The organism is Halorubrum sp. GN11_10-6_MGM, assembly GCF_005435165.1.
Classification (GTDB): domain Archaea; phylum Halobacteriota; class Halobacteria; order Halobacteriales; family Haloferacaceae; genus Halorubrum.
Genome location: NZ_SGUC01000003.1, coordinates 22,313 through 41,009, shown reverse-complemented (window position 1 = coordinate 41,009; position 18,697 = coordinate 22,313). Strand labels below are relative to the sequence as shown.

The window sequence follows — 18,697 nt, the reverse complement described above, 5'->3', positions numbered from 1 at the left end:
ACGCGCAGGCCGACCGCGGCTCAGCCGTCCAGCTGTTCGCGGAGGAGGCCGTTCACCTGACCGGGGTCGGCGCTGCCGCCGGTCGCCTGCATCACCTGCCCGACGAGGAAGTTGATCGCGCCCTCGTCGCCGTCGTGGTAGTCTTCGACCGCGTCGGGGTTCTCGTCGATGGCGGCCGCGACCGCGGCCTCGACCTCGCCGCTCTCGGCCTTTCCGAGCCCCTCGCGCTCGATGACGGTCTCGGGGTCGTCGCCCTCGTCGAGCATCTCGCGGAGGACGACCTCCTCGGCGTTCTTCACCGTCAGCTCGTCGGCGGCGACCAACTCGATCAGCCGCGTGAACTCGTCGAGCCGGTCCTCGACGTCGGTTATCTCCATCTCGCGGTAGTTGAGCTCGCCGAGCAGGTTGTCGGCGACCCACGTCGCCGCGAGGTCGGGGTCGAACTCGCTCGCCACGTCCTCGAAGAAGTCCGCGACCGCCTTCGTGGAGGTGAGCTTGGAGGCGGCCTCGCGGTCGAGCCCGTACTCGTCGCGGAAGCGCTCGCGGCGGGCGTCCGGCAGCTCCGGGATCGCGATCCGGTCTTTCCAGTCGGCCACCTCCAGCGCGGGGAGGTCCCCCTCGCGGAAGTAGCGGTAGTCCTTCTCGGCCTCCTTCGAGCGCATCCCGACGGTGACGCCGCGGTCCTCGTCCCAGTGGCGGGTCTCCTGTTCGATCTCGCGGCCGCGCCGCAGCACGTTCTCCTGTCTCGTGACCTCGTAGGCGAGCGCCTGCTCGGCGCCCTTGTGACTGGAGATGTTCTTCACCTCGGCGCGGCTCACGTCCTCTAAGGCGTCGCCGTCGATCGTCCCGTCGTCGGCGACGTGCTCGGCGGGGACCAGGGAGACGTTGGCGTCGACGCGCAGGCTGCCGTCGCGGCCGGGGTCGAACACGCCGAGGTACTCCAGGACCTCCTCCAGCTTCGCGAGGAACGCGCGCGTCTCGGCCGGCGAGCGGAAGTCCGGTTCGGTGACGATCTCCATCAGCGGCGTGCCAGCGCGGTTGTAGTTGACGAGGGTGTGCGTCGCCGACTCGATGGAGCCGCCCGCGTGCTGGAGGCTCCCGGGGTCCTCTTCGAGGTGCGCGCGGGTGATCCCGATCGTCCGGGGGTCGCCGTCGACGCGGACCTCCAGCTCGCCGGACTGGCAGATCGGCGCGTCGTACTGGGTGAGCTGGAAGTTCTTCGGGAGGTCGGGGTAGTAGTAGTTCTTCCGGTGGAACGTGGTCGTCTCGGGGATGTCGGCGTCGATGGCCTTTCCGATCTTCACGGCGGCCTCGACGGCGGCCTCGTTGAGGACCGGCAGCGCGCCCGGCAGCCCGAGACAGGTCGGGCAGGTGCGCGTGTTCGGGTCCTCGTCCGCTTCGGGCTCCGTCGAACAGCCGCAGAAGATCTTCGTGTCGGTCTCGAGCTGGACGTGGACCTCCAGCCCGATCACGACTGTCCGGTCCGCCGTCGCGGCCTGCGTACTCATTGCCCGTCCGTTGTGAGCGGGCCGCCTAAATCGTGTCGGGACGACCGCCGGGCGGACGCGGAGCCAAAATCTCGGATTCGAAAGTTCGGAGGGAACGATTATCACGGGGGGGTCCCTAGCCAGCGCAATGACCGAATCGACGATCCGTCCGGGCGCCGGCCCGGACAGGACGAGCGGGCCGAGTTCGGTGCCCGTTCGAGGACGATTCCCGAGGGGACCGCACCGGGAATGACCGGGGCGGACCACCCCCGTCGCGGACGACCGTCGCGGGACCGCTCGATCACGGATGCCCGCTGAGTCGACGCTCCACCTCGGAGCGCCCGTCGACGCCGCGTGGGGGCGACTGCCCGAGGGAACGCGAGTCGGCCCGGCGAACGGCGACGCGGACGCGAGCGACGGTTCGGGCGGCAGCGGCGCGGGCGACGGTTCCGGTGGCAGCGGCGCGGGCGACGCCCCGGAGCGGGTCGTCGTCAGGCTGCGCGACGACGAGGACCCGGGCGACCGCCTCGGGTCGGTCCGTAGTCGCTACCCGGACGCGGCGGTGTTCGCGTACTCGGTCGACGACCTCCCCGACGCCGCGATCGACGCGAGCCGACTCGGCGTCGAGTACGTCTCCGGACGGCGGCTCGCGGCCGACGGCGAGACGCTCGCGGACCGGCTCGACGCCGACGGAACGCTCGCGGAGCCGTCGCCCGGAGACGAGGGAGCGGCCGGGGGCTCCGGCAACGCGCTCAACGTCGAGGTCGAGTCCGCGCTCGAACCGTTCATCCGAATCGTTTCGGACCGGGCGGCCGACCTCGACGAGAAGCTCGACGCGCTGCTGGAGCTGGGTCGCGATCGACTCGGACTCTCTATCGGGTACTCCTCGCGGATCGACGAGGACCGACTCGAACTCCGCAGGTACAGCGACGGGACGGGGCTGCTCGACTCGCTCGCGGAGAGCGAACTGGACGACGACGGGTCGGTCCCGCTGGAGCTGACCTACTGCCAGCGGACGGTCCGGAGCGACGACGTGTTCGCGTTCACCGACCCCGAGGCCGCCGGGCTGAAAGGCGACCCGGCCTACGAGGAGTTCGGGTTCGGCAGCTACGTCGGCGGGCGCGTCGTCGTCAACGGCGAGACGTACGGGACGCTCTGTTTCCTCGACCCGGAGCGACGCGACCGCCCGTTCGACGAGTCCGAGCGACTGTTCGTCGAGCTGCTCGCGGGGTGGCTGGGCCGGGCGATCGAGCGGCGAGTCGCGCGCGAGGAGCGCGAGGCGGCGGTCGCGCGGTTCGAGGACACCCTCGAACGGATCGACGACGCGTTCTTCGCGCTCGACGAGGAGTGGCGGTTCACCTACGTCAACGAGAAGGCGGCGGCGCTGCTCGACCGGGACCCGGACGAGCTGCTCGGCGCCGACGTCTGGGCGGAGTTCCCGGCGGCGATCGGCGAGGAGTACGAGCGGAACTACCGGCGCGCGATGGAGACGCAGGAGCCGATCTCGTTCGAGGACTACTACGAGCCGCTCGACCTGTGGACCGAAGTGACTGCCTACCCGTCGTCGGACGGACTCTCCGTGTTCTTCACGGACGCGACCGACCGGAAGCAGCGCGAGCGGGTCCTCGAACGGCTCCTCGGGACGGTCGAAGAGCTCCAGCGGACCGACAGCAGGGAGGCGGTCGCCGACCGGCTGATCGAGGCCGCGGACGAGGTGCTGGGCTACGAGATCAGCGGCGTGCGGCTGTACGACCCGGACGACGACCGCCTGCGGCTGGCGGCCACGAGCGACGGTCTCGGCGACCGGTTCGCCGACAGCCGCGGCCCGCGCCGCCCCGGCGAGGGGATCAGCGGCCGGGTGTTCGAGCGCGGCGAGCCGCGGGTGGACGGCGACCTCGCCGAGGTCGAAGACGACCGGGCGTACCACGGGATGCGCTCCGTCGCCGCGGTCCCGCTCGGGGACCAGGGCACGTTCATCGTCGGCGCGGTCGAGCCGGACGCCTTCGACGAGGACGACGTCTCCGTCCTCGAACTGCTGGCGACGAACGCGGTCGCCGCGATGGACGCCGCCGACCGCCGCCGCCGGCTCCGCACCTACGAGGACGCGCTCAAGAACGTCGACGACATGGTGTGCGTCCTCGACGGCGAGGGCGCAGTCACCTACGCCACCGCGCCGTTCGCCGCGTGGGTGGGTGCCGACGACTCCGACGACATCGTCGGACGGCCGCTCGACGCGCTCGTCGACGCGCCCGACGCGACGCGGGTGACCGAGGCGGTCACGGCGCTCACCGACCCGTCGAACGGCGTCGAGGGGGGTCCCGAGCCGGCGCGGACGGTCGAGCTGACCACCGAACGCGACGGCGACCGCCACCCGCGACACGGGCAGCTCCGGCTGTCGCGGCTCTCCGACCACGGCGGCGGAGTCGTCGGGTCGCTGTCCGACACGACGGACCTCCAGCGGACCCGGACCGAGCTGTCGACCGAGCGGGACCGCTTCCGGCGGCTGTTCGACCGAATCCCCGACCCGGTGATGGAGGTCGTCTTGGAGGACGACGAGACGGTGATCGACGGGCTCAATCCCGCGTTCGAGACGCAGTTCGGTGCGGACGAGGCGTCGCTCCGGGGCCGAACGATCGGCGCGTTAGACATTCAGGACGACCGCCTCGGGGACAGCGACCGGGGCGGCGACGAGGAGGACGACCTCGACGCGCTGGTCCGCGACCGCGGATTCGCGACGCGGGAGGTGCGCCGTCAGACCGTCGACGGGCCGCGCGAGTTCCTCTTCCGCGGCTTCAGCTACGAGACCGAGGGTGCTCGACGGGCGTTCGGCATCTACACGGATATCACCGACCGGAAGCGCCGCGAACGGTACGTCCGGATCGTCAACCGGATCCTCAGGCACAACGTCCGGAACGAGCTGAACGTCGTGTTCGGCTTCGCCGGCGAGATCGCCGGCCGGACGGACGACGACGCGATCCGCGACTTCGCCGAGCGGATCGAGGCCACCGGAAAGCGGCTCGCCGGGGTCGCAGACGGCGCCACCACCCTGCGGCGGGTCGTCGAGGAGGGGTACGTCACCGACCCGGACTCGATCGACGTGCGGGCGGTCGTCGAGGAGGCCGTCGAGCGGCACGCGGGCGAACGCCCGGACACCCGGATCACGGCGGACGTGCCGGACGGGACCGCGGTGCGGGGCGACGACCGGCTCTCGGTCGCGGTCGATCACCTCGTGGAGAACGCCGTCGAGCACGGCGGGGACGCCCCGCGCGTGACGGTGACCGCCGGACGCGACCCGGACGCGGGAGTCGTGACGGTGCGGGTCGCCGACGACGGGCCGGGGATCGCGACGGCGGTTCAGGAAGTGGTCACCGGGGACCGCAAGGTGACGCAGCTCCGCCACAACACCGGCATCGGGCTGTGGATCGCCGCCTGGGTCGTGGAGGCGTACGGCGGCGAGATCCGGTTCGGACCCGGGCTCGACGGGGAGGGAACGACGGTGACGCTCGCCCTCCCGGCGGCGGAGCCGGCCGAGACCGGCGCCGACGACGCGGAGGCGTAGCCGCCTCGCGCGTTCCGACCCGTTTATGGTCGGCCGCGGCCCGTCTCTCCGTATGACCGACGACGACCGACGCGAGCTGATCGCGGCGCTCACCGCGGCCGACGCCGTTCGGTTCGGCGAGTTCGAGCTGTCGCACGGCGGCACGAGCGACTACTACGTCGACAAGTACCTCTTCGAGACCGACCCCGACGCCCTCCGACTCGTGAGCGAGGCGTTCGCCGACCGGCTCGCCGACACCGACGCGAAGCTCGCGGGCGTCGCGCTCGGCGCGGTGCCGCTCGTGGCCGTCACGGCCGCGGAGCTGGGTCGGCCGTACGTCATCGCGCGCAAGCAGGCGAAGGAGTACGGCACCGGCAACCGGATCGAGGGACGACTCGACGACGGCGAGGAGGTGATCGTGATCGAGGACATCGCCACGACCGGCCAGTCCGCGGTCGACGCGGTCGAGGCGCTGCGCGAGGCGGGCGCGACGGTGGACCGCGTGCTGGTCGTCGTCGACCGCGAGGAGGGCGCCGCGGAGCTGCTCGCCGACCACGACGTCGAACTGGTGTCGCTGCTCACGGCGACGGAGCTGCTGGCAGAGCGGGACGCGGAGTAGTTCGCGGCTCCTCTTTTAAACGGGAATCAGGCCTCGGGCGCCTCTACCGTCGGCACCGCGACCCGGTCGAGCACGTCGGCGATCACGTCTCGCTCGTCGACGTCGTTGACCGCGGCGTCCGGCGTCAACACGAGCCGGTGCGCGAGCGTCGGCTCCGCGACGCGCTTCACGTCGTCCGGCGTGACGAACTCGCGGCCGGCGACGACCGCCGCCGCGCGAGCCGTCTCGAAGAGGCGCTGGGTGCCGCGGGGCGAGACGCCGGCCTCGACGCGGCGGTCCTCGCGGGTCGCCCGCGCGAGCGACGCCGCGTAGCGCAGGAGGTCGTCGTCGACCCGGACGGACTCGGGCACCTCCCGCAGCGCCGCCACCGCGTCGGGATCGAGGACGCGATCGACCGTCGGCGACTGCTCGACGCGGCCGGCGCGGCGTCGGAGCAGCTCTAACTCGCCGTCCTCGTCGGGGTAGCCGATGGAGGTCTTGATCGTGAACCGGTCGAGCTGGGCCTCCGGGAGCGGGAACGCGCCCTCGCTCTCGACCGGGTTCTGCGTCGCGATCACGTAGAACGGGCTGGGCAGGTCGTGTGTCTCGCCGTCGACGGTCACCTGTCCCTCCTCCATCGCCTCCAGCAGGGCCGCCTGCGTCTTCGGCGGGGCGCGGTTGATCTCGTCGGCGAGGACGACGTTCGCGAAGATCGGTCCCGGCGAGAAGGAGAAGGAGCCGTCGCGCTCGTCGAACACGTTGGTCCCGGTGACGTCGGCGGGGAGGAGGTCGGGGGTGAACTGGATCCGGGAGAACTCCAAGCCGAGCGCGGTCGCGAACGAGCGCGCGGAGAGGGTCTTCCCTGTGCCGGGCACGTCTTCGAGGAGGACGTGGCCGCGGGCGAGGATACCGAGGGTGACGCGGTCGAGGAACTCGCGGTCGGCGACGACCGCACCGCCGACCTCGCTCACGACGCGGTCGCAGGCGTCGGCCGCTTCGGGGACATCCATACCGACCGCAGGGGGGCCGGGCCGAAAAGCGTTGCCGGGACGCGCGGCGGGCGCCGGCACGGCGCTCGGGTCGGGTCCCCGATCGGAGGCGGCGCCGCGGCACCCCGACGCGGTCGAGTGCGATCGAAACGCATAACAGCGGAACCGGCCAACCGATGAACGAGCCGAGGTAGCCTAGCCTGGCCAAGGCGGTAGATTCGAAATCTACTGTCCATTCGGACACCGGAGTTCAAATCTCCGCCTCGGCGCTTCTCTTCGATTTCGCCCGGTGAGCGACGGGTTCGCCGGAGGCTTGTCAGGCGATCAGCGCGGCCGAGAGGAACATCCCGCTCGCGGCCGCCGGCGGGATAGTGAGGTTGTCGTCGACGGCCACGCCGCGGATCAGCGGCGGGAGCCCGTCGGCGATCGCCGCCGGAATCGCGCCCGCCAAGGCGACGATGACGCCCGGATCGGGGCCGAACTCGGGGATCGCGTACGGCACGGCGATTCCGAAGCAGACGAACACCATCGCCGCCACCACCGAGAGCCGTTTTGGCTCCGTCGCCGCGTTCTCGCCGAGCCCGCCGCTTATCGGGTCGCCGACCGAGAGCATCCACATCGCGGGCACGGCGAACACGGGCGCGAAGACGAGCGCGGTGCCCGCCATGCTCACCTGATACAGCGCGTAGCCGGCGACGCTGTCCGACTCGTACTCCCGGACCAAGGCGTCGTACAGCGGATCGAGCGGGCCGACCGACCCGGAGAGGCGGAGCGCTTCGAGGGCGGCCGCGATCGCGACGCTCACGAGGAGCAGCCGCCCGGTCGTCCGCCACGAGATCCAGCCCAGCAGGTACGGGACCGGGTACAGCGTGCCGCTCGCGTGGACCAGCCGCCGCTCGAACTCCACGCGCTCGCGCCACGCCGCGGCCGGGAGGGTCACGCCCTCAGTTCCCCGCGGTCTCGACGTCGGTGTCGACCGCGTCGTACCGGTCCGCGACCGACGCGAACGGCTCGCCCTCGCGCAGCGCGGTCAGCTCGTCGGCGAGGTCGGCGACCGGGATTCGGACCTGCGCCGCGGAGTCGCGCTCGCGGAGCGTGACGGTGTCGGGGCCGTCGCCCTCGATCCCGTCGCGGTCGACCGTGACGCAGAACGGGGTGCCGACCTCGTCCTGCCGGCGGTAGCGCCGCCCGATGGAGCCGGAGTCGTCGTACGCGACCGCGAGCCCCGCGGCCCGCAGATCCGCGGCGACCTCGTCGGCGAGCGCGGTGAGCCGGTCGTCGTTGGTGACGAGCGGGAAGACGGCGGCGTCCTGCGGGGCGACCTCGGGGTCCAGCGAGAGGTAGGTGCGCTCCTCGCCGTCGACCTCGTCGGTCTCGTACGCGTGCGCGAGCAGCGTCTGAACGGTCCGGCCGACGCCGAACGAGGGCTCGACGACGTGCGGGGTGATGTGCTCGCCGCTCTCGGTCACCTCCTCGACGGAGAAGTTCGCGACGTCGACGTCGACCGCGTGGGTCTCCGCGTCGGCGCCCTCGCCGACCGTCACATCGACCGTCTCGCCGTCGAAGGCGTCGGGGTCGCGCTCGGCGAGCGTTTCGAGCGCCTCGGCGACCGCGGCGGCGTCGCCGCCGAACTCGGGTCCGAGGACGGACATGTCCGGATCGACGGTGGCGCGCTCGACCGTCTGCGGCTCGTCGTAGCGCTTGAACACGGTGAACGCGTCGTCGCCGTACTCGTCGTGTTTCGAGAGGTCGTAGTCGCCGCGGTACGCGAAGCCGGCGATCTCGATCCAGTCGCCGTCGACCTCGCTCTCCGCGTCCCAGCAGTCCGCCGCGTAGTGGGCGCGCTCGCCCGCGAGGTGCTGGCGGAACCGGAACCGGTCGAGGTCGACGCCGACGCGCTCGTACCACTCCTGAGCGACGCCGAGGTAGTAGCCGACCCACGGGGAGCCGATCACGCCCTCGTCGACCGCCTCGCCGACCGTCGTGTTCAGGTAGTCGCCGTCGTCGGCCTCCTGCTCCGTGGCGGGGTACAGCCGGACCTCGACGTCGCGCACGCGGTCGAGCGGCGGCTCGTCCTCCTCGGGATCGATGAACTGCTCCAGCTCTGCCTGCGTGAACTCGCGGAGCCGGAGGAGCCCGCCGCGCGGCGAGATCTCGTTGCGGTAGGCGGGGCCGATCTGCGTGATGCCGAACGGGAGGTTCCCGCGGGCGTACTCCTTCAGCCGGGGGAACTCCACGAAGATGCCCTGCGCCGTCTCCGGGCGGAGGTAGCCGGGCTGGGCGTCGCCGGGGCCGATGTCGGTCGCGAACATGAGGTTGAACGCCTCCACCGGCTCGCCGGCGAGTTCGGTGCCGCAGGCGGGGCAGACGATGTCGTTGTCGGCGATCAGCTCGGCGACCTCCTCGCCCGGGAGCGCCTCGGCGTCCTCGACGTCGGTGGCGTCCTCGACGAGGTGGTCGGCGCGGTGGGAGGCGCCGCACTCGGGGCACTCGACGAGCATGTCGTCGAACCCCTCCAGGTGGCCGGAGGCCTCGAAGACGGCCTCGGGCATGATCGTGGGCGCCTCGATCTCGCGGTTCCCCTCGCGGATGGTGAACCGGTCGCGCCAGGCGTCCTCGACGTTGCGCTTCAGGGCGGCTCCCTGCGGACCGAACGTGTAGAACCCGGCCGTGCCGCCGTACGCGCCGTTCGACCCGAAGAAGAAGCCGCGGCGCTTCGCGAGTTCGGCGAGCCGATCCGCCGCCATCTACAGCCCCTCCAGCAGGTCGACGTCGCGGACGATACCGTCCAGATCCGTGCCCGAGACGAGCGGGACCTGCTCGATGTCGTTGCTGATGAGTTCCTGGGCAACCTCCTTGGCCGTCCGCGTGGCGTTGACGGTGACGAGGTCAGCGGTCATGAAGTGGCGGACCGCCTCCGCGGGGATCTCGACGTTCCGGGTCGGGAGGTAGCGCGCGCCGGTCGCCTTGATCCCCTCCCACGACCACTCGGAGTCCTGCTCGGCGATCGAGTCGCCCGTACTCGCCTCGCCCTCGACGACGCGGGCGACCTCTAAGATGTCGACCTCCGTGAGCATCCCCGCGATCGCGGCGTCGTCGTCGAGAACGACCGCGTACGGGACCCCGGAGAGCGCGATCTCGCGCTCGGCGACCGGCAGCGGCGTCTCGGAGTGGGTCGCGTTGACCTCGGGGGTCGCGAGCTCGCCGACGGCGGTCTCGCCGTCGACCTCGCCGCGGGCGATCGCCCGCACCACGTCGGTCACGGTCAGGATACCGACGAGCTCGTCGCCGTCGACCACGGGGAGCCGCCGCGAGCCCTCCGCGGCCATCGTCCGGGCGGCGTCGACGATGTCGTCGTCGGCCCCGGCGGTGGGCACCTCGCGCATCAGGAGTGCGAGCTGGTCCTCGTCCGGCTGGTCGATGAGGTCGTCGCGGGTGACGAGCCCGCGGTACACTTCCTCGCCGTCGACGTCTTTCACGACCGGGACCGACGAGAACCCGTGTTCCTGGATGTACTCCAACACGTCGTTCCGGCTGCCGGGTATCTCGACGACGACGAGCTCCGACCGAGGCGTCATGGCGTCTGCGACGTTCATGCCCGTCTTTCAGCGTGGCACCTCTTGTATACTGCGAAGGTGTGCGGCGGCGGATCACCCGGTGATACGGAGGGAGCGCCGCGTGCGGCGACGGACGCTCGGAGCGGTCCTCGCTCGGACGACTGACGCTCGGAGCGGTCCTCGCTCGGACGACAGACGCTCGGGGCGCCGGCCGGCCGACGACCGGATGCGTCGATGAGAAACTCGACACGTTTCGGCGTATGGTCGTTTGAGCGGTCCTTTTTCGAGAGATGCGTCGGCGACGAGTCCCGGAAATCTCCGATCCGACGGTCAGTTTCGATCTGGTTCGCAACTCTTATACGTACTGTGAACTATTCACAACCATGTCACGGAGTTCCACTCCTTGGGACGAGCCGGACCCCGACCGCCGCCGGACGGCGCTGCCGACGGACCCGGCACTCGACGCCCCCGACGCGCCGGACGTGATGGCCTCTATCGACTCGGCGTCGTCGCGACCGGAACTCGTCATCGCGGACGTCTCGCGGGAGGACGCGTGGCTGTCGGTCGACGAGACCGACGCGACCGTCCTCGAGGAGTGGTGCTGAGCGTAGCGGTCGCGACCGCGGCCCGCGTTTCGATTTCTGCGAACCGACTCCGCCCTCAGCGAAGCCCGCGCGCCGCCTCCCAGCCGCGGATCAGGGAGCCGATCGTCCGGCAGGTCGGGACCGACAGCTCGTGGCGGTCAGCCCGGTCGACGACCGCACCGTAGATGGCGTCGACCTCGGTGCGACGGCCGTTCACGACGTCCTCGTGCATGGACGACCGGTTCGCGGCGGTGTCGGCGGCGACGCGCTCGACGGCGTCGACCGCCCGGTCGTCCGTCAGATCGACCCCGACCGCGCGGGCGACGCCGGCCGTCTCGCGGGCGGCCTCGCGGGCGACCTCGCCCGCGGGCCCGTCGAGCGTCGGCCCGTTCTCCGTCCGCGCGAGCGCCGAGGGTCCGTTGATCCCGGCGTTGACGGCCAGCTTCTCGAAGCGGCGCGTCGGCATGTCGTCGGCGACGACCGTCTCGATGCCCGCCGCCTCGAAGGCGGCGCCCACCCGGTCGGCGGCGGGGCTTTCGCCGCCGGAGAGCGGCCCGACGACGACCTCGCCGACGCCGGTACAGGTGACGCGCCCCGGCGCCGCGAACCGGGCGCCGTAGCTCGCGGTGCCGGCGAGGGCCGTGGCGTCGAGCGCGGCGACCAGTCGCTCCTCGGTGAGGCCGTTCTGGAGCGAACAGACCGCGTCGTACTCGCCGGTCGCGAGCGCCCGCGCCGCCGCGTCGGTGTCGTACGCCTTCGTCGTGATTACGGCGAGGTCGGCGGCGCGGTGCCGCCCGTCGGTGAGCGCGCGCGGCGTGACGCGAACGTCCGCCTCGCCGTCGATCCGGAGCCCGTCCTCGCGGATCCGCCGCATATGCGGGTCGCGTCCGACGAGCGTCACGTCGTGGGCGCGCGCTAACAGCCCGCCCACGAGGCTCCCGAGCGCGCCGGCGCCGTAGACGAGTACCTCCATGGAGGTATCACGCGCGTCGACCGAGATAGGGGTACCGGTTGGGAGGTCCGGAACCGCTCGAAACGGCCGACTCAGCCCTTCAAACCGCTTCCCGTCAGCGGCACGACGACCGCCTCGTCGGGACCGATCTCGCCGCGATCGCGGAGCGTTCGCAACGCCGCGGGCGCGACCGCACAGGTCGGCTCCGTGTAGAAGCCGGCCGCGTGGAGTCGGTCGAGTTCGCGGGTCGCGGCCGCCTCGGTGACCGCCAGCGCGTCGCCGCCGGTCGCGTCGATCGCCTCGCGTATCTCCCGGTTGCGGACCGGCTCGGCGATCTGGATCCCGTCGGCCGCGTCGTTGACCGCTCCCGCGGGATCGGCCGCTTCCGGACCGTGAAGCGCCTCGACGATCGGGGCGACGCCGGCGGCCTGCGCGCCGTAGAGCCGGGGCATCTCGTCGATCCACCCGGCGCGTTCGAGTCGCCGGAACCCGCGGTAGGCGCCGAGGAAGAGCGTCCCGTGGCCGAGCGGCGTCACGACGGCGTCGGGGGCCTCCCAGTCGCGCTGGAGGGCGATCTCGTACGCGACCGTGGCGGTCCCCTCGAAGAAGGCGGGGTTCCACGCGTGGCTGGCGTACCAGGCGGAGCTCCCGTCGCCGTCCTCAGCGGCGGTCGCGCCCGAGTCCCCGCCGACGACCGCGCTCACGCACGCGTCGGTCACATCCTGTCGGCTCCCCTCGATCCGGACCGGCTCGGCGCCGGCGCGGCGGATCGCGCGGAGCTTCGACTCCTTCGCGTCGGCCGGGACGTAGATCTCGGCGTCGACCCCGGCGCGGGCGGCGTACGTCGCGATCGCGGCGCCCGCGTTGCCGGAGGAGTCCTCGACGACGCGCTCAACGCCCAGCTCGCGCGCGCGGGTCAGCGTCGTCGTCGCGCCCCGGTCCTTGAAGGAGCCGGTCGGGAAGACGTACTCCAGTTTGAACGACGCGTTCCACGGAGGTATCTCGGGTTCCGCGTCCCCGATCGGACCGCGGCCCGTGTCGGCGTCGACGAGCGGCGTCATCCCCTCGCCGAGCGTCACCCTGTCTCGGGGGGCGTCGCCGACCGCGAGCAGGTCGTCGAACGCCCACAGCCCGGCGCGTACGTCGAACGCCGCGGGGTCGGGCGCGGCTCCGCTCGGAACCGCCCCCTCGGCGAAGTCGAGCGGGGCGCCGCACCGGCAGCGCCACCGGTCGCGATACGTCTCGCCGCACTCGGGACAGCGGAGGGCGCGGAGATCGGACCCCGCTTCCGACGTGCCGGCGCCGCGGCCGCGGTCGTCGGGGTCGGCCATCAGTACTCGTCGACGTTCGTGCCGATCGAGCAGACGTACTCGCCGGCGGCCACCTGCGGGAGCCGGCGGGTGCGCCAGAATATCCCGTCCGTGTCGGCGGTGACGCGGCCCTCTAAGGCGCCGAAGGTGTCGGTCACCTCGAAGAGGACGTCGCCGGCCGAGACGCGCTCGCCGAGCTCGCGCTCGAAGCGGACCAGACCGCCCGCGGGCGAGCCGTACTGGTCGAAGCCGCGGGCGCGCGTCTGCGGTTCGAGGGTCGCGTCGGCGTCGAGGAACCCGTAGTGGCGGAGCACGTTGAACACGCCCTCGACACCGTACCGGATCGACTCCTCGTCCCAGCCGACGCAGCCGCCGAGTTCGGGATCGACGGTGGGGATGCCGTGTTCGGGCCCGGCCCGCGCGAGCTGGCCGTCCGGCCCCTTGATGTCGAGGACGTGGCCGCAGCCGAACGCCTTCGCGAGCTCCAAACACTTCCCGTGGAGGCGGTGGCGGACGCCGCAGCGCACCCGGGTCTCGTTTATCATCCGGCTCGTCGACCCCTGGTGGAGGTCGAGGATGTAGTCCGCGCGCTTGGCGATCTGGAACGTCTCGTGGGCGATCCGCTCGCTCGTCGACCCGTCGGCGTCGCCCGGGTAGCCGCGGTTCATCTTGCGGTCGTCGACCGGGTTCCGGTGCTCAGCGGCCTGGAACGCGAAGTGGTTCACGATGCCGACGACGAGGACCGAACCGGACAGCTCCGACGGGTCGAGCCGCGGAACGACGCGGTTGACGACGCCGAGCCCGTTCAGCTCGTCGCCGTCGCTCACCGCCTGTACGTACAGCTTCGGCCCGTCCGCCGCGCCGTTGATCACGGCGACCGGCAGCCGGACGGGGCTCCCGTCCCGCATCTCCCCCGCCTCGAGACGGCCCGTGTCCGTCTCGCCCGGAGCGGCGCGGGCCGTTCCCAGCGTTATCATTACGCGGAGGTGGGGCGGCCGGGACTTTATCCGTTCGGTCCGCGGCGATCCGACCGACGCAAGCTTTATCGCCGCTATCGCTCAACCGGAGAGTACCAACACCCGCGGCGTCGGTTCCCGTCCACCGAACGACGCCCGCGGCGAGCCCCCATGAGCATCGACATCGACCCGCTTCGCGAGGCCGACGGGATCACGGTCACGGACCACATCGAGAACACGCAGTTCGAGGTGTACACCGACCGACCGGTCGACCCCCGACCGCGTCCGGAGTCGGACCACTACTTCCCCGTCGACGCCAGCGTCGCGGTCGAGACCGGGTCGATCGAGATCCCGCGGGTCGCGGTCGTCGAGACGCGAGCCGGCGACGGAGAGCTCCTGACTCACGGCGACTGTTACGCGATGCCGAGCGGGGCGTACCACGTGGGGATCAACCCGGCGCCGACGAAGCTGTACCTCACCTTCGACGCCGGCTTCTCCGTCTCCACGACCGACCGGACCACCCGGATCGACCTCGACGCGCCGGGTACCGTCGGGCTCGGGTTCCGGTCGCTCCACCAGACGCCGGCGGGGACGATCACCACCCCAACGGACCCGGAGTCGCTGATGGACGCCGTCTCGCTCCTCGGCTCCGCGCTCCAGACGACCAGCCCGGAGCGGTCGTTCCCCACCCTGCGGGGCCACCCGCCGCTGATCGAGCCCGGCGACGAGTTCCGCGTGCCCGAACGCGTTGAGCCCGTCGACAGCGGGGTCCGGATCGTCGTCCCGCCCGAGTACCGCTACCTCTATCCCGTCGTGTCGCTGGCGTACTACTTCGCGGCCGACGTCGTCCCCGGAGACGACCCGCGGATCGAAGGGGACGGGTGGGCGTACCCGCTCGAACCGGGGTTCGAGACGCGGACCGCGCAGGTGCTCAGGCAGTCGTTCCACATGGACTGTCTGGCACGCACGGAGGGGTTCTATCCGGTCGACCTCTACGAGCGCGAGACGACGAACCTCGACCTCGACTGGGGGCGGCTGTACGACCTCCCGCTGGCGGAGCGGCTCGGCGAGTACCTCGACGTCCCCTTCGAGGCGGTCGAACCCGAACTCCCGCAGTGGACGCTGACGACGGACGTCCGCCCCGACCCCGAGAACGTGGAGATGCTCCCGTTCGTCGCCGGCGAGCTGTCGGTCGTCCGCTCGCCGGAGACCGTCACCCCGGTCGAGGACGACGGAGGGGCGGGCGTGGGCTTCTTGGGCGGCGCGGACCGGAACCCGTCGCCGGCGACGAGAGGAGCGGTCCCGGTCGGCGCCGTCGGAGGCGATAGCGGTGGCACCCTCGACGACGACGAATTCGTTCGCGGCGGGGCGACAGCGGGGATCACTCGCGGCGCGGACGCCTCGGCGGACCGCGGCGCCGTCGCGACCCGGACCGACTTCGTTCGGCCGGAGCCGGTCGACACCGTCGAGCACGCGTGGGTCGGCGACGGCGTCCCGCTCGGCGCGAACAAGGCGACGCTCGATGCGTACCACCGCCGGCTCGAAGCGGGTCAAGTCGAGCAGTCGCGTATCTCCGTCCTCGTCGTCTGTAACGACGAGCAGATGCGCGAGGAGGGCGACGTCGCCGACCTCTACGGGCTCCGCGACATGGTCCAGTTCGACATCGAGGTGCGCCACGACCTCGACCGCGACGAGATGCGCGAGGCGCTCGCGTCCGACGTCGACTTCCTCCACTACATCGGGCACGTCGACGACCGCGGGATGCAGTGCGCCGAGAGCTACCTCGACCTGACCGACGAGGACCTCGAGATCGGCGTCAGCGCCTTCCTGCTCAACGCCTGTCAGTCGTACCAGCAGGGAGAGGCCTTGGTCCACCGCGGCTCGCGCGGCGGCATCGTCACGCTCTCCGACGTGGCGAACTCACCCGCGACGACGCTCGGCCGGATCATCGCCCGCCTGATGAACAGCGGGTTCAACCTCCGGACCGCGCTCCACGTGGCAAAGCGGGAACTGATCACGGGCCACCAGTACATCGTGGTGGGTGACGGGGGGACGACGATCTGTCAGAGTCGGAGTGGGTCTGTTCTTATTATTAATCTCGAAGAGATACGGCCAAACGAGTGGGAGATATCCGCTGACATGCTTCCAAATGGACCGTACGGTAATGGAACACTCACAACACTAAATCTCGACACGAGCGACTCAAACTACTATATTCCAGTAAACATAGGAGGTCAGATAGTTGATACGGAACAACTCTCTAAGTTTTTAGATTTGGAGACCACGCCGATATTTAAATCAGGTCAACTGACTTGGAGTGATGAATTAAATCCTTAAGGACCGGGGTTAGACGCCGCCATATTCGCCGCCGCGGGCGCCGCCTGCGTCAACAGTAGCAGCGCGGTGAACAGGACGCCAGCCATTTTCGGGTGCTCTGCCACGTATTCCGCCACACTTTCGTACATATTCGAAAAGTATCAAGATAAATAAATATTAAGATTGTTATACGGTGAGATATTGAAGATATTTTAATTGTGATTTAGTTGTATTAAATTAGTATAGCCGTCAAGCACCGAACAATCCGTCGTTTACTGCGATTACCGGCGATCGAAACGGTCCGACTCACGCCGCCGACTGAGGCCGCGTTTTTTCACCGCCGAGCGCGGAACGGACGGTACCATGAGCGATGTCGAAACCGCGATCCGGGAGGCGTTCGAACACACGGAGTACGACCTCGGTAACGTCGCGGTCAACCGCCGGCAGGTTCGCGTGCCGGTGAGACAGGAGAGCGCCGACCCCGACGCGCTCCGGGCAGTGATAGAGGAGGCGCTCGGCGCGGACGCGCTCGCGACCGTGACCGTGACGACGGAACGCATCGGGGGCGAAGATACCGTCGGCACCGTCGTCTCGTTCCGACACCGGAGCTGACCTCGGCGGGCGCGTTCGGGCTCAGAGCGCAACGGTCACACCGGTGCCGCGGTACGGTTAACTGGATGGTACCCGTACGCGGGGATCGTACGATGACGGGCGAGGAGGGACACGACGGCGCACAGTACCTCGCCGGGTCGCCCGCTCGGGTCGCGATACTCCGGGCGCTGCGCGAGGAGCCGCGGCGCCCGGCCGCGCTGACCGACGCGGTCGACGCGACCCGGACGACGGTCCAGCGGATCCTCGGAGGGTTCCGGGAGCGCAGTTGGGTCGTGAAACGCGGCGCGGATTACCGGGTGACGCCGACCGGAGAGCGCGTTCACGACGCGTACGAGTCGCTCCTGACGGAGGTCGAGCGCGGCGACCGTTACGGGCGGTTCGCCGAGACCGTCGAGCGCGTCGGCGTCGACTTCCCCGCGGCGGGGATCCCGGACAGCGACCTCACCGTCGCGTCCGATCAGAACCCCCTGGCCGTCGTCGATCGGCTCACGGAACTGCTCCGCGAGAGCTGCGGAGGCGAGATCCGGGCCGTCTCTCCCGTCGTCCTCCAGCAGTTCAACGACGCGGCGGCCACGGCCTTGGACGCCGGGGCGAACGTGGAACTGATCATCGACCGCGACGTGGTCGACATGTCGGTCGCCGAGTTCGGGCCGGCGACCGACCGCGCGCTGGAGGACGACGACGCCGCGGTGTACGTGAGCGCCGAGTCGATCGAGTACGGCCTCGTCCGCTGTGATGACGTCGCCTGCGTGACCGCGTACGACGAACGGAACAATCCGCGATGCCTGCTCGAATCGACCGAGGAGACGGTCGTCGACTGGGTCGACGACGCGTTCGTGTCGCTTCGAGACGACGCGACGCGACTCTCTTCGGTCGTCGAGCGGGCCTGAAAACGAATCGTGGCGACCGCTACGCGTCGTCGGCGTCGTCGGTCTCCTCTGTCCCCGTGTCGGTCGCCGCGTCGTCGTCCGGATCGAAGTTCGCGGGCACGACCGTCGGGTGGTCGATACCGACGGGGGGCGTTGTGGCGCTCATGGCTCTGTCAGTGCGTAGGTCGGTGTCCCTCTAAAAATTACCCATAGGCATAACGCATCCGGGCGCGGGCGTCGGATGCGCCTCGGTTATGCGCTCGCTACGCGACCTGTTCGTCGTACAGGTCCTGTGCGTGTTCGATCGCTTCCTTGGCGGCCGCCTTGTCCTCCCAGCCGAGCGTTTCGACCTCCTTGCCGGCCTCGAGGTTCTTGTAGGTCGCGAAGAACTCGTCTATCTCGTCGAGAGTCTGTTGCGGGATGTCGTCGAGGTCCTCGATGTGGTCGAACCGGGGGTCCTCGGTCGGCACCGCGATCACCTTGTCGTCCTGCTCGCCGTCGTCGTCCATCTTCATCATGGCGACGGGACGGGCCTCGATCACGCAGCCGGGGAACGTCTGGTCCTCGACGAGCACCATCACGTCGAAGGGGTCCTCGTCGTCGTAGTACGACTGCGGGATGAAGCCGTAGTCGTACGGGTAGTGGACGTTCGAGTGAAGCACGCGGTCCAAGACGACGCCGGGGATGTCCTTGTCGTACTCGTACTTGTTCCGCTCGCCTTTGAGACACTCGACGACGGCGTAGATCTCGTCCGGCGCGTTCGGTCCCGTCTCGAGATCTTCCCAGAGGTTGGCCATGTGTCCGTTGATGGATCGATGTCGGGCAAAGTCCTTTCGGGATCGCGCGAGCGCGGCCGTCGTCAACAGCCGTCGCGAATAGCCGTCGCGACGACGAGGACTCGGCGTCACTGAACCGCGGAGAGCCGACAT

Annotated in this window: 16 protein-coding genes and 1 tRNA gene; 7 read left to right on the top strand and 10 right to left on the bottom strand. The window is 70.3% G+C overall.

Annotated elements, in window-relative coordinates; genetic code table 11:
- Nucleotides 1-20: 20 nt before the first annotated feature.
- The gene (gene gatB, locus EXE46_RS02395; protein ID WP_137686902.1) at nt 21-1,508 is read right to left on the bottom strand and encodes an Asp-tRNA(Asn)/Glu-tRNA(Gln) amidotransferase subunit GatB; all 1,488 of its coding nucleotides are present in this window, start codon (nt 1,506-1,508) and stop codon (nt 21-23) included.
- 286 nt (nt 1,509-1,794) lie between these two features.
- Here gatB and EXE46_RS02390 point away from each other — a divergent pair, with 286 nt between their 5' ends.
- The gene (locus EXE46_RS02390) at nt 1,795-5,046 is read left to right on the top strand and encodes a PAS domain-containing protein (RefSeq protein ID WP_137686901.1); all 3,252 of its coding nucleotides are present in this window, start codon (nt 1,795-1,797) and stop codon (nt 5,044-5,046) included.
- Between the two features lie 52 nt (nt 5,047-5,098).
- A complete protein-coding gene (gene pyrE / locus EXE46_RS02385) occupies nt 5,099-5,644 on the top strand; it encodes an orotate phosphoribosyltransferase (protein ID WP_137686900.1) in 546 nt (181 codons plus the stop codon).
- A 26-nt stretch (nt 5,645-5,670) separates the two neighbouring features.
- Here pyrE and EXE46_RS02380 read toward each other — a convergent pair whose 3' ends face one another.
- Nucleotides 5,671-6,633, bottom strand: a complete 963-nt coding sequence (locus EXE46_RS02380) for a MoxR family ATPase (RefSeq protein ID WP_137686899.1) — start codon at nt 6,631-6,633, stop codon at nt 5,671-5,673.
- Between the two features lie 163 nt (nt 6,634-6,796).
- Here EXE46_RS02380 and EXE46_RS02375 point away from each other — a divergent pair.
- A tRNA-Ser gene (locus EXE46_RS02375) sits at nt 6,797-6,881 on the top strand.
- A gap of 47 nt (nt 6,882-6,928) precedes the next feature.
- Here EXE46_RS02375 and EXE46_RS02370 read toward each other — a convergent pair.
- Genes EXE46_RS02370 through EXE46_RS02360 form a run of 3 tightly spaced genes read right to left on the bottom strand, consistent with a single transcriptional unit; the run spans nt 6,929 to nt 10,208 of the window.
- A complete protein-coding gene (locus EXE46_RS02370) occupies nt 6,929-7,552 on the bottom strand; it encodes a dolichol kinase (RefSeq protein WP_137686898.1) in 624 nt (207 codons plus the stop codon).
- Between the two features lie 4 nt (nt 7,553-7,556).
- Nucleotides 7,557-9,359 carry a glycine--tRNA ligase gene (gene glyS, locus EXE46_RS02365; RefSeq protein ID WP_137686897.1) on the bottom strand — a complete coding sequence of 601 codons (1,803 nt, stop codon included), beginning with the start codon at nt 9,357-9,359 and terminating at the stop codon, nt 7,557-7,559.
- Nucleotides 9,360-10,208, bottom strand: a complete 849-nt coding sequence (locus tag EXE46_RS02360) for a CBS domain-containing protein (protein WP_137686896.1) — start codon at nt 10,206-10,208, stop codon at nt 9,360-9,362. It abuts the gene before it with no gap.
- A gap of 344 nt (nt 10,209-10,552) precedes the next feature.
- Here EXE46_RS02360 and EXE46_RS02355 point away from each other — a divergent pair, with 344 nt between their 5' ends.
- Nucleotides 10,553-10,774 carry a hypothetical protein gene (locus EXE46_RS02355; protein WP_137686895.1) on the top strand — a complete coding sequence of 74 codons (222 nt, stop codon included), beginning with the start codon at nt 10,553-10,555 and terminating at the stop codon, nt 10,772-10,774.
- A 55-nt stretch (nt 10,775-10,829) separates the two neighbouring features.
- Here the strand turns inward: EXE46_RS02355 and EXE46_RS02350 are convergent, their stop codons facing one another.
- The 3 genes from EXE46_RS02350 to EXE46_RS02340 all read right to left on the bottom strand — a co-directional run bounded on the left by EXE46_RS02350 (nt 10,830) and on the right by EXE46_RS02340 (nt 13,992).
- Nucleotides 10,830-11,726, bottom strand: coding sequence for a ketopantoate reductase family protein (locus EXE46_RS02350; RefSeq protein WP_137686894.1), 897 nt, complete (start codon nt 11,724-11,726; stop codon nt 10,830-10,832).
- Between the two features lie 71 nt (nt 11,727-11,797).
- Nucleotides 11,798-13,036 carry a pyridoxal-phosphate dependent enzyme gene (locus tag EXE46_RS02345; RefSeq protein WP_137686893.1) on the bottom strand — a complete coding sequence of 413 codons (1,239 nt, stop codon included), beginning with the start codon at nt 13,034-13,036 and terminating at the stop codon, nt 11,798-11,800.
- Nucleotides 13,036-13,992 (bottom strand): succinylglutamate desuccinylase/aspartoacylase family protein, encoded by a 957-nt coding sequence (locus EXE46_RS02340; RefSeq protein ID WP_137686892.1) that lies wholly within the window; start codon nt 13,990-13,992, stop codon nt 13,036-13,038. Before EXE46_RS02340 ends, EXE46_RS02345 begins: the two co-directional genes overlap by 1 nt.
- A 150-nt stretch (nt 13,993-14,142) precedes the next feature.
- Between EXE46_RS02340 and EXE46_RS02335 the strand changes: the two genes are divergently transcribed.
- From EXE46_RS02335 to EXE46_RS02325, 3 genes are all read left to right on the top strand, one after another.
- Nucleotides 14,143-16,308 (top strand): caspase family protein, encoded by a 2,166-nt coding sequence (locus EXE46_RS02335; RefSeq protein ID WP_137686891.1) that lies wholly within the window; start codon nt 14,143-14,145, stop codon nt 16,306-16,308.
- Nucleotides 16,309-16,650: 342 nt separating this feature from the next.
- Entirely contained in the window at nt 16,651-16,899 is a 249-nt protein-coding gene (locus EXE46_RS02330; protein WP_137686890.1) for a hypothetical protein, read from the top strand.
- Between the two features lie 92 nt (nt 16,900-16,991).
- Nucleotides 16,992-17,789, top strand: a complete 798-nt coding sequence (locus tag EXE46_RS02325; RefSeq protein WP_137687018.1) for a winged helix-turn-helix domain-containing protein — start codon at nt 16,992-16,994, stop codon at nt 17,787-17,789.
- A gap of 19 nt (nt 17,790-17,808) precedes the next feature.
- Here EXE46_RS02325 and EXE46_RS17575 read toward each other — a convergent pair whose 3' ends face one another.
- Together EXE46_RS17575 and EXE46_RS02320 are read right to left on the bottom strand one after the other, a co-directional pair.
- Nucleotides 17,809-17,934 (bottom strand): hypothetical protein, encoded by a 126-nt coding sequence (locus EXE46_RS17575; protein ID WP_255509428.1) that lies wholly within the window; start codon nt 17,932-17,934, stop codon nt 17,809-17,811.
- Between the two features lie 97 nt (nt 17,935-18,031).
- Nucleotides 18,032-18,565: an inorganic diphosphatase gene (locus EXE46_RS02320; RefSeq protein WP_137686889.1), complete on the bottom strand. Its 534-nt coding sequence runs from the start codon at nt 18,563-18,565 to the stop codon at nt 18,032-18,034.
- Nucleotides 18,566-18,697: the final 132 nt, after the last annotated feature.

Bases quoted from the DNA above. Each gene is read 5' to 3' on its own strand.
- EXE46_RS02390 (WP_137686901.1), top strand. From the start codon at position 1,795: ATGCCCGCTGAGTCGACGCTCCACCTCGGAGCGCCCGTCGACGCCGCG.
- EXE46_RS02380 (WP_137686899.1), bottom strand. From the start codon at position 6,633: ATGGATGTCCCCGAAGCGGCCGACGCCTGCGACCGCGTCGTGAGCGAG.
- EXE46_RS02350 (WP_137686894.1), bottom strand. From the start codon at position 11,726: ATGGAGGTACTCGTCTACGGCGCCGGCGCGCTCGGGAGCCTCGTGGGC.
- EXE46_RS17575 (WP_255509428.1), bottom strand. From the start codon at position 17,934: ATGAGCGCCACAACGCCCCCCGTCGGTATCGACCACCCGACGGTCGTG.
- EXE46_RS02360 (WP_137686896.1), bottom strand. From the start codon at position 10,208: ATGAACGTCGCAGACGCCATGACGCCTCGGTCGGAGCTCGTCGTCGTC.
- EXE46_RS02320 (WP_137686889.1), bottom strand. From the start codon at position 18,565: ATGGCCAACCTCTGGGAAGATCTCGAGACGGGACCGAACGCGCCGGAC.
- EXE46_RS02345 (WP_137686893.1), bottom strand. From the start codon at position 13,036: ATGGCCGACCCCGACGACCGCGGCCGCGGCGCCGGCACGTCGGAAGCG.
- gatB (WP_137686902.1), bottom strand. From the start codon at position 1,508: ATGAGTACGCAGGCCGCGACGGCGGACCGGACAGTCGTGATCGGGCTG.
- glyS (WP_137686897.1), bottom strand. From the start codon at position 9,359: ATGGCGGCGGATCGGCTCGCCGAACTCGCGAAGCGCCGCGGCTTCTTC.
- EXE46_RS02340 (WP_137686892.1), bottom strand. From the start codon at position 13,992: ATGATAACGCTGGGAACGGCCCGCGCCGCTCCGGGCGAGACGGACACG.
- EXE46_RS02330 (WP_137686890.1), top strand. From the start codon at position 16,651: ATGAGCGATGTCGAAACCGCGATCCGGGAGGCGTTCGAACACACGGAG.
- pyrE (WP_137686900.1), top strand. From the start codon at position 5,099: ATGACCGACGACGACCGACGCGAGCTGATCGCGGCGCTCACCGCGGCC.
- EXE46_RS02335 (WP_137686891.1), top strand. From the start codon at position 14,143: ATGAGCATCGACATCGACCCGCTTCGCGAGGCCGACGGGATCACGGTC.
- EXE46_RS02325 (WP_137687018.1), top strand. From the start codon at position 16,992: ATGACGGGCGAGGAGGGACACGACGGCGCACAGTACCTCGCCGGGTCG.
- EXE46_RS02355 (WP_137686895.1), top strand. From the start codon at position 10,553: ATGTCACGGAGTTCCACTCCTTGGGACGAGCCGGACCCCGACCGCCGC.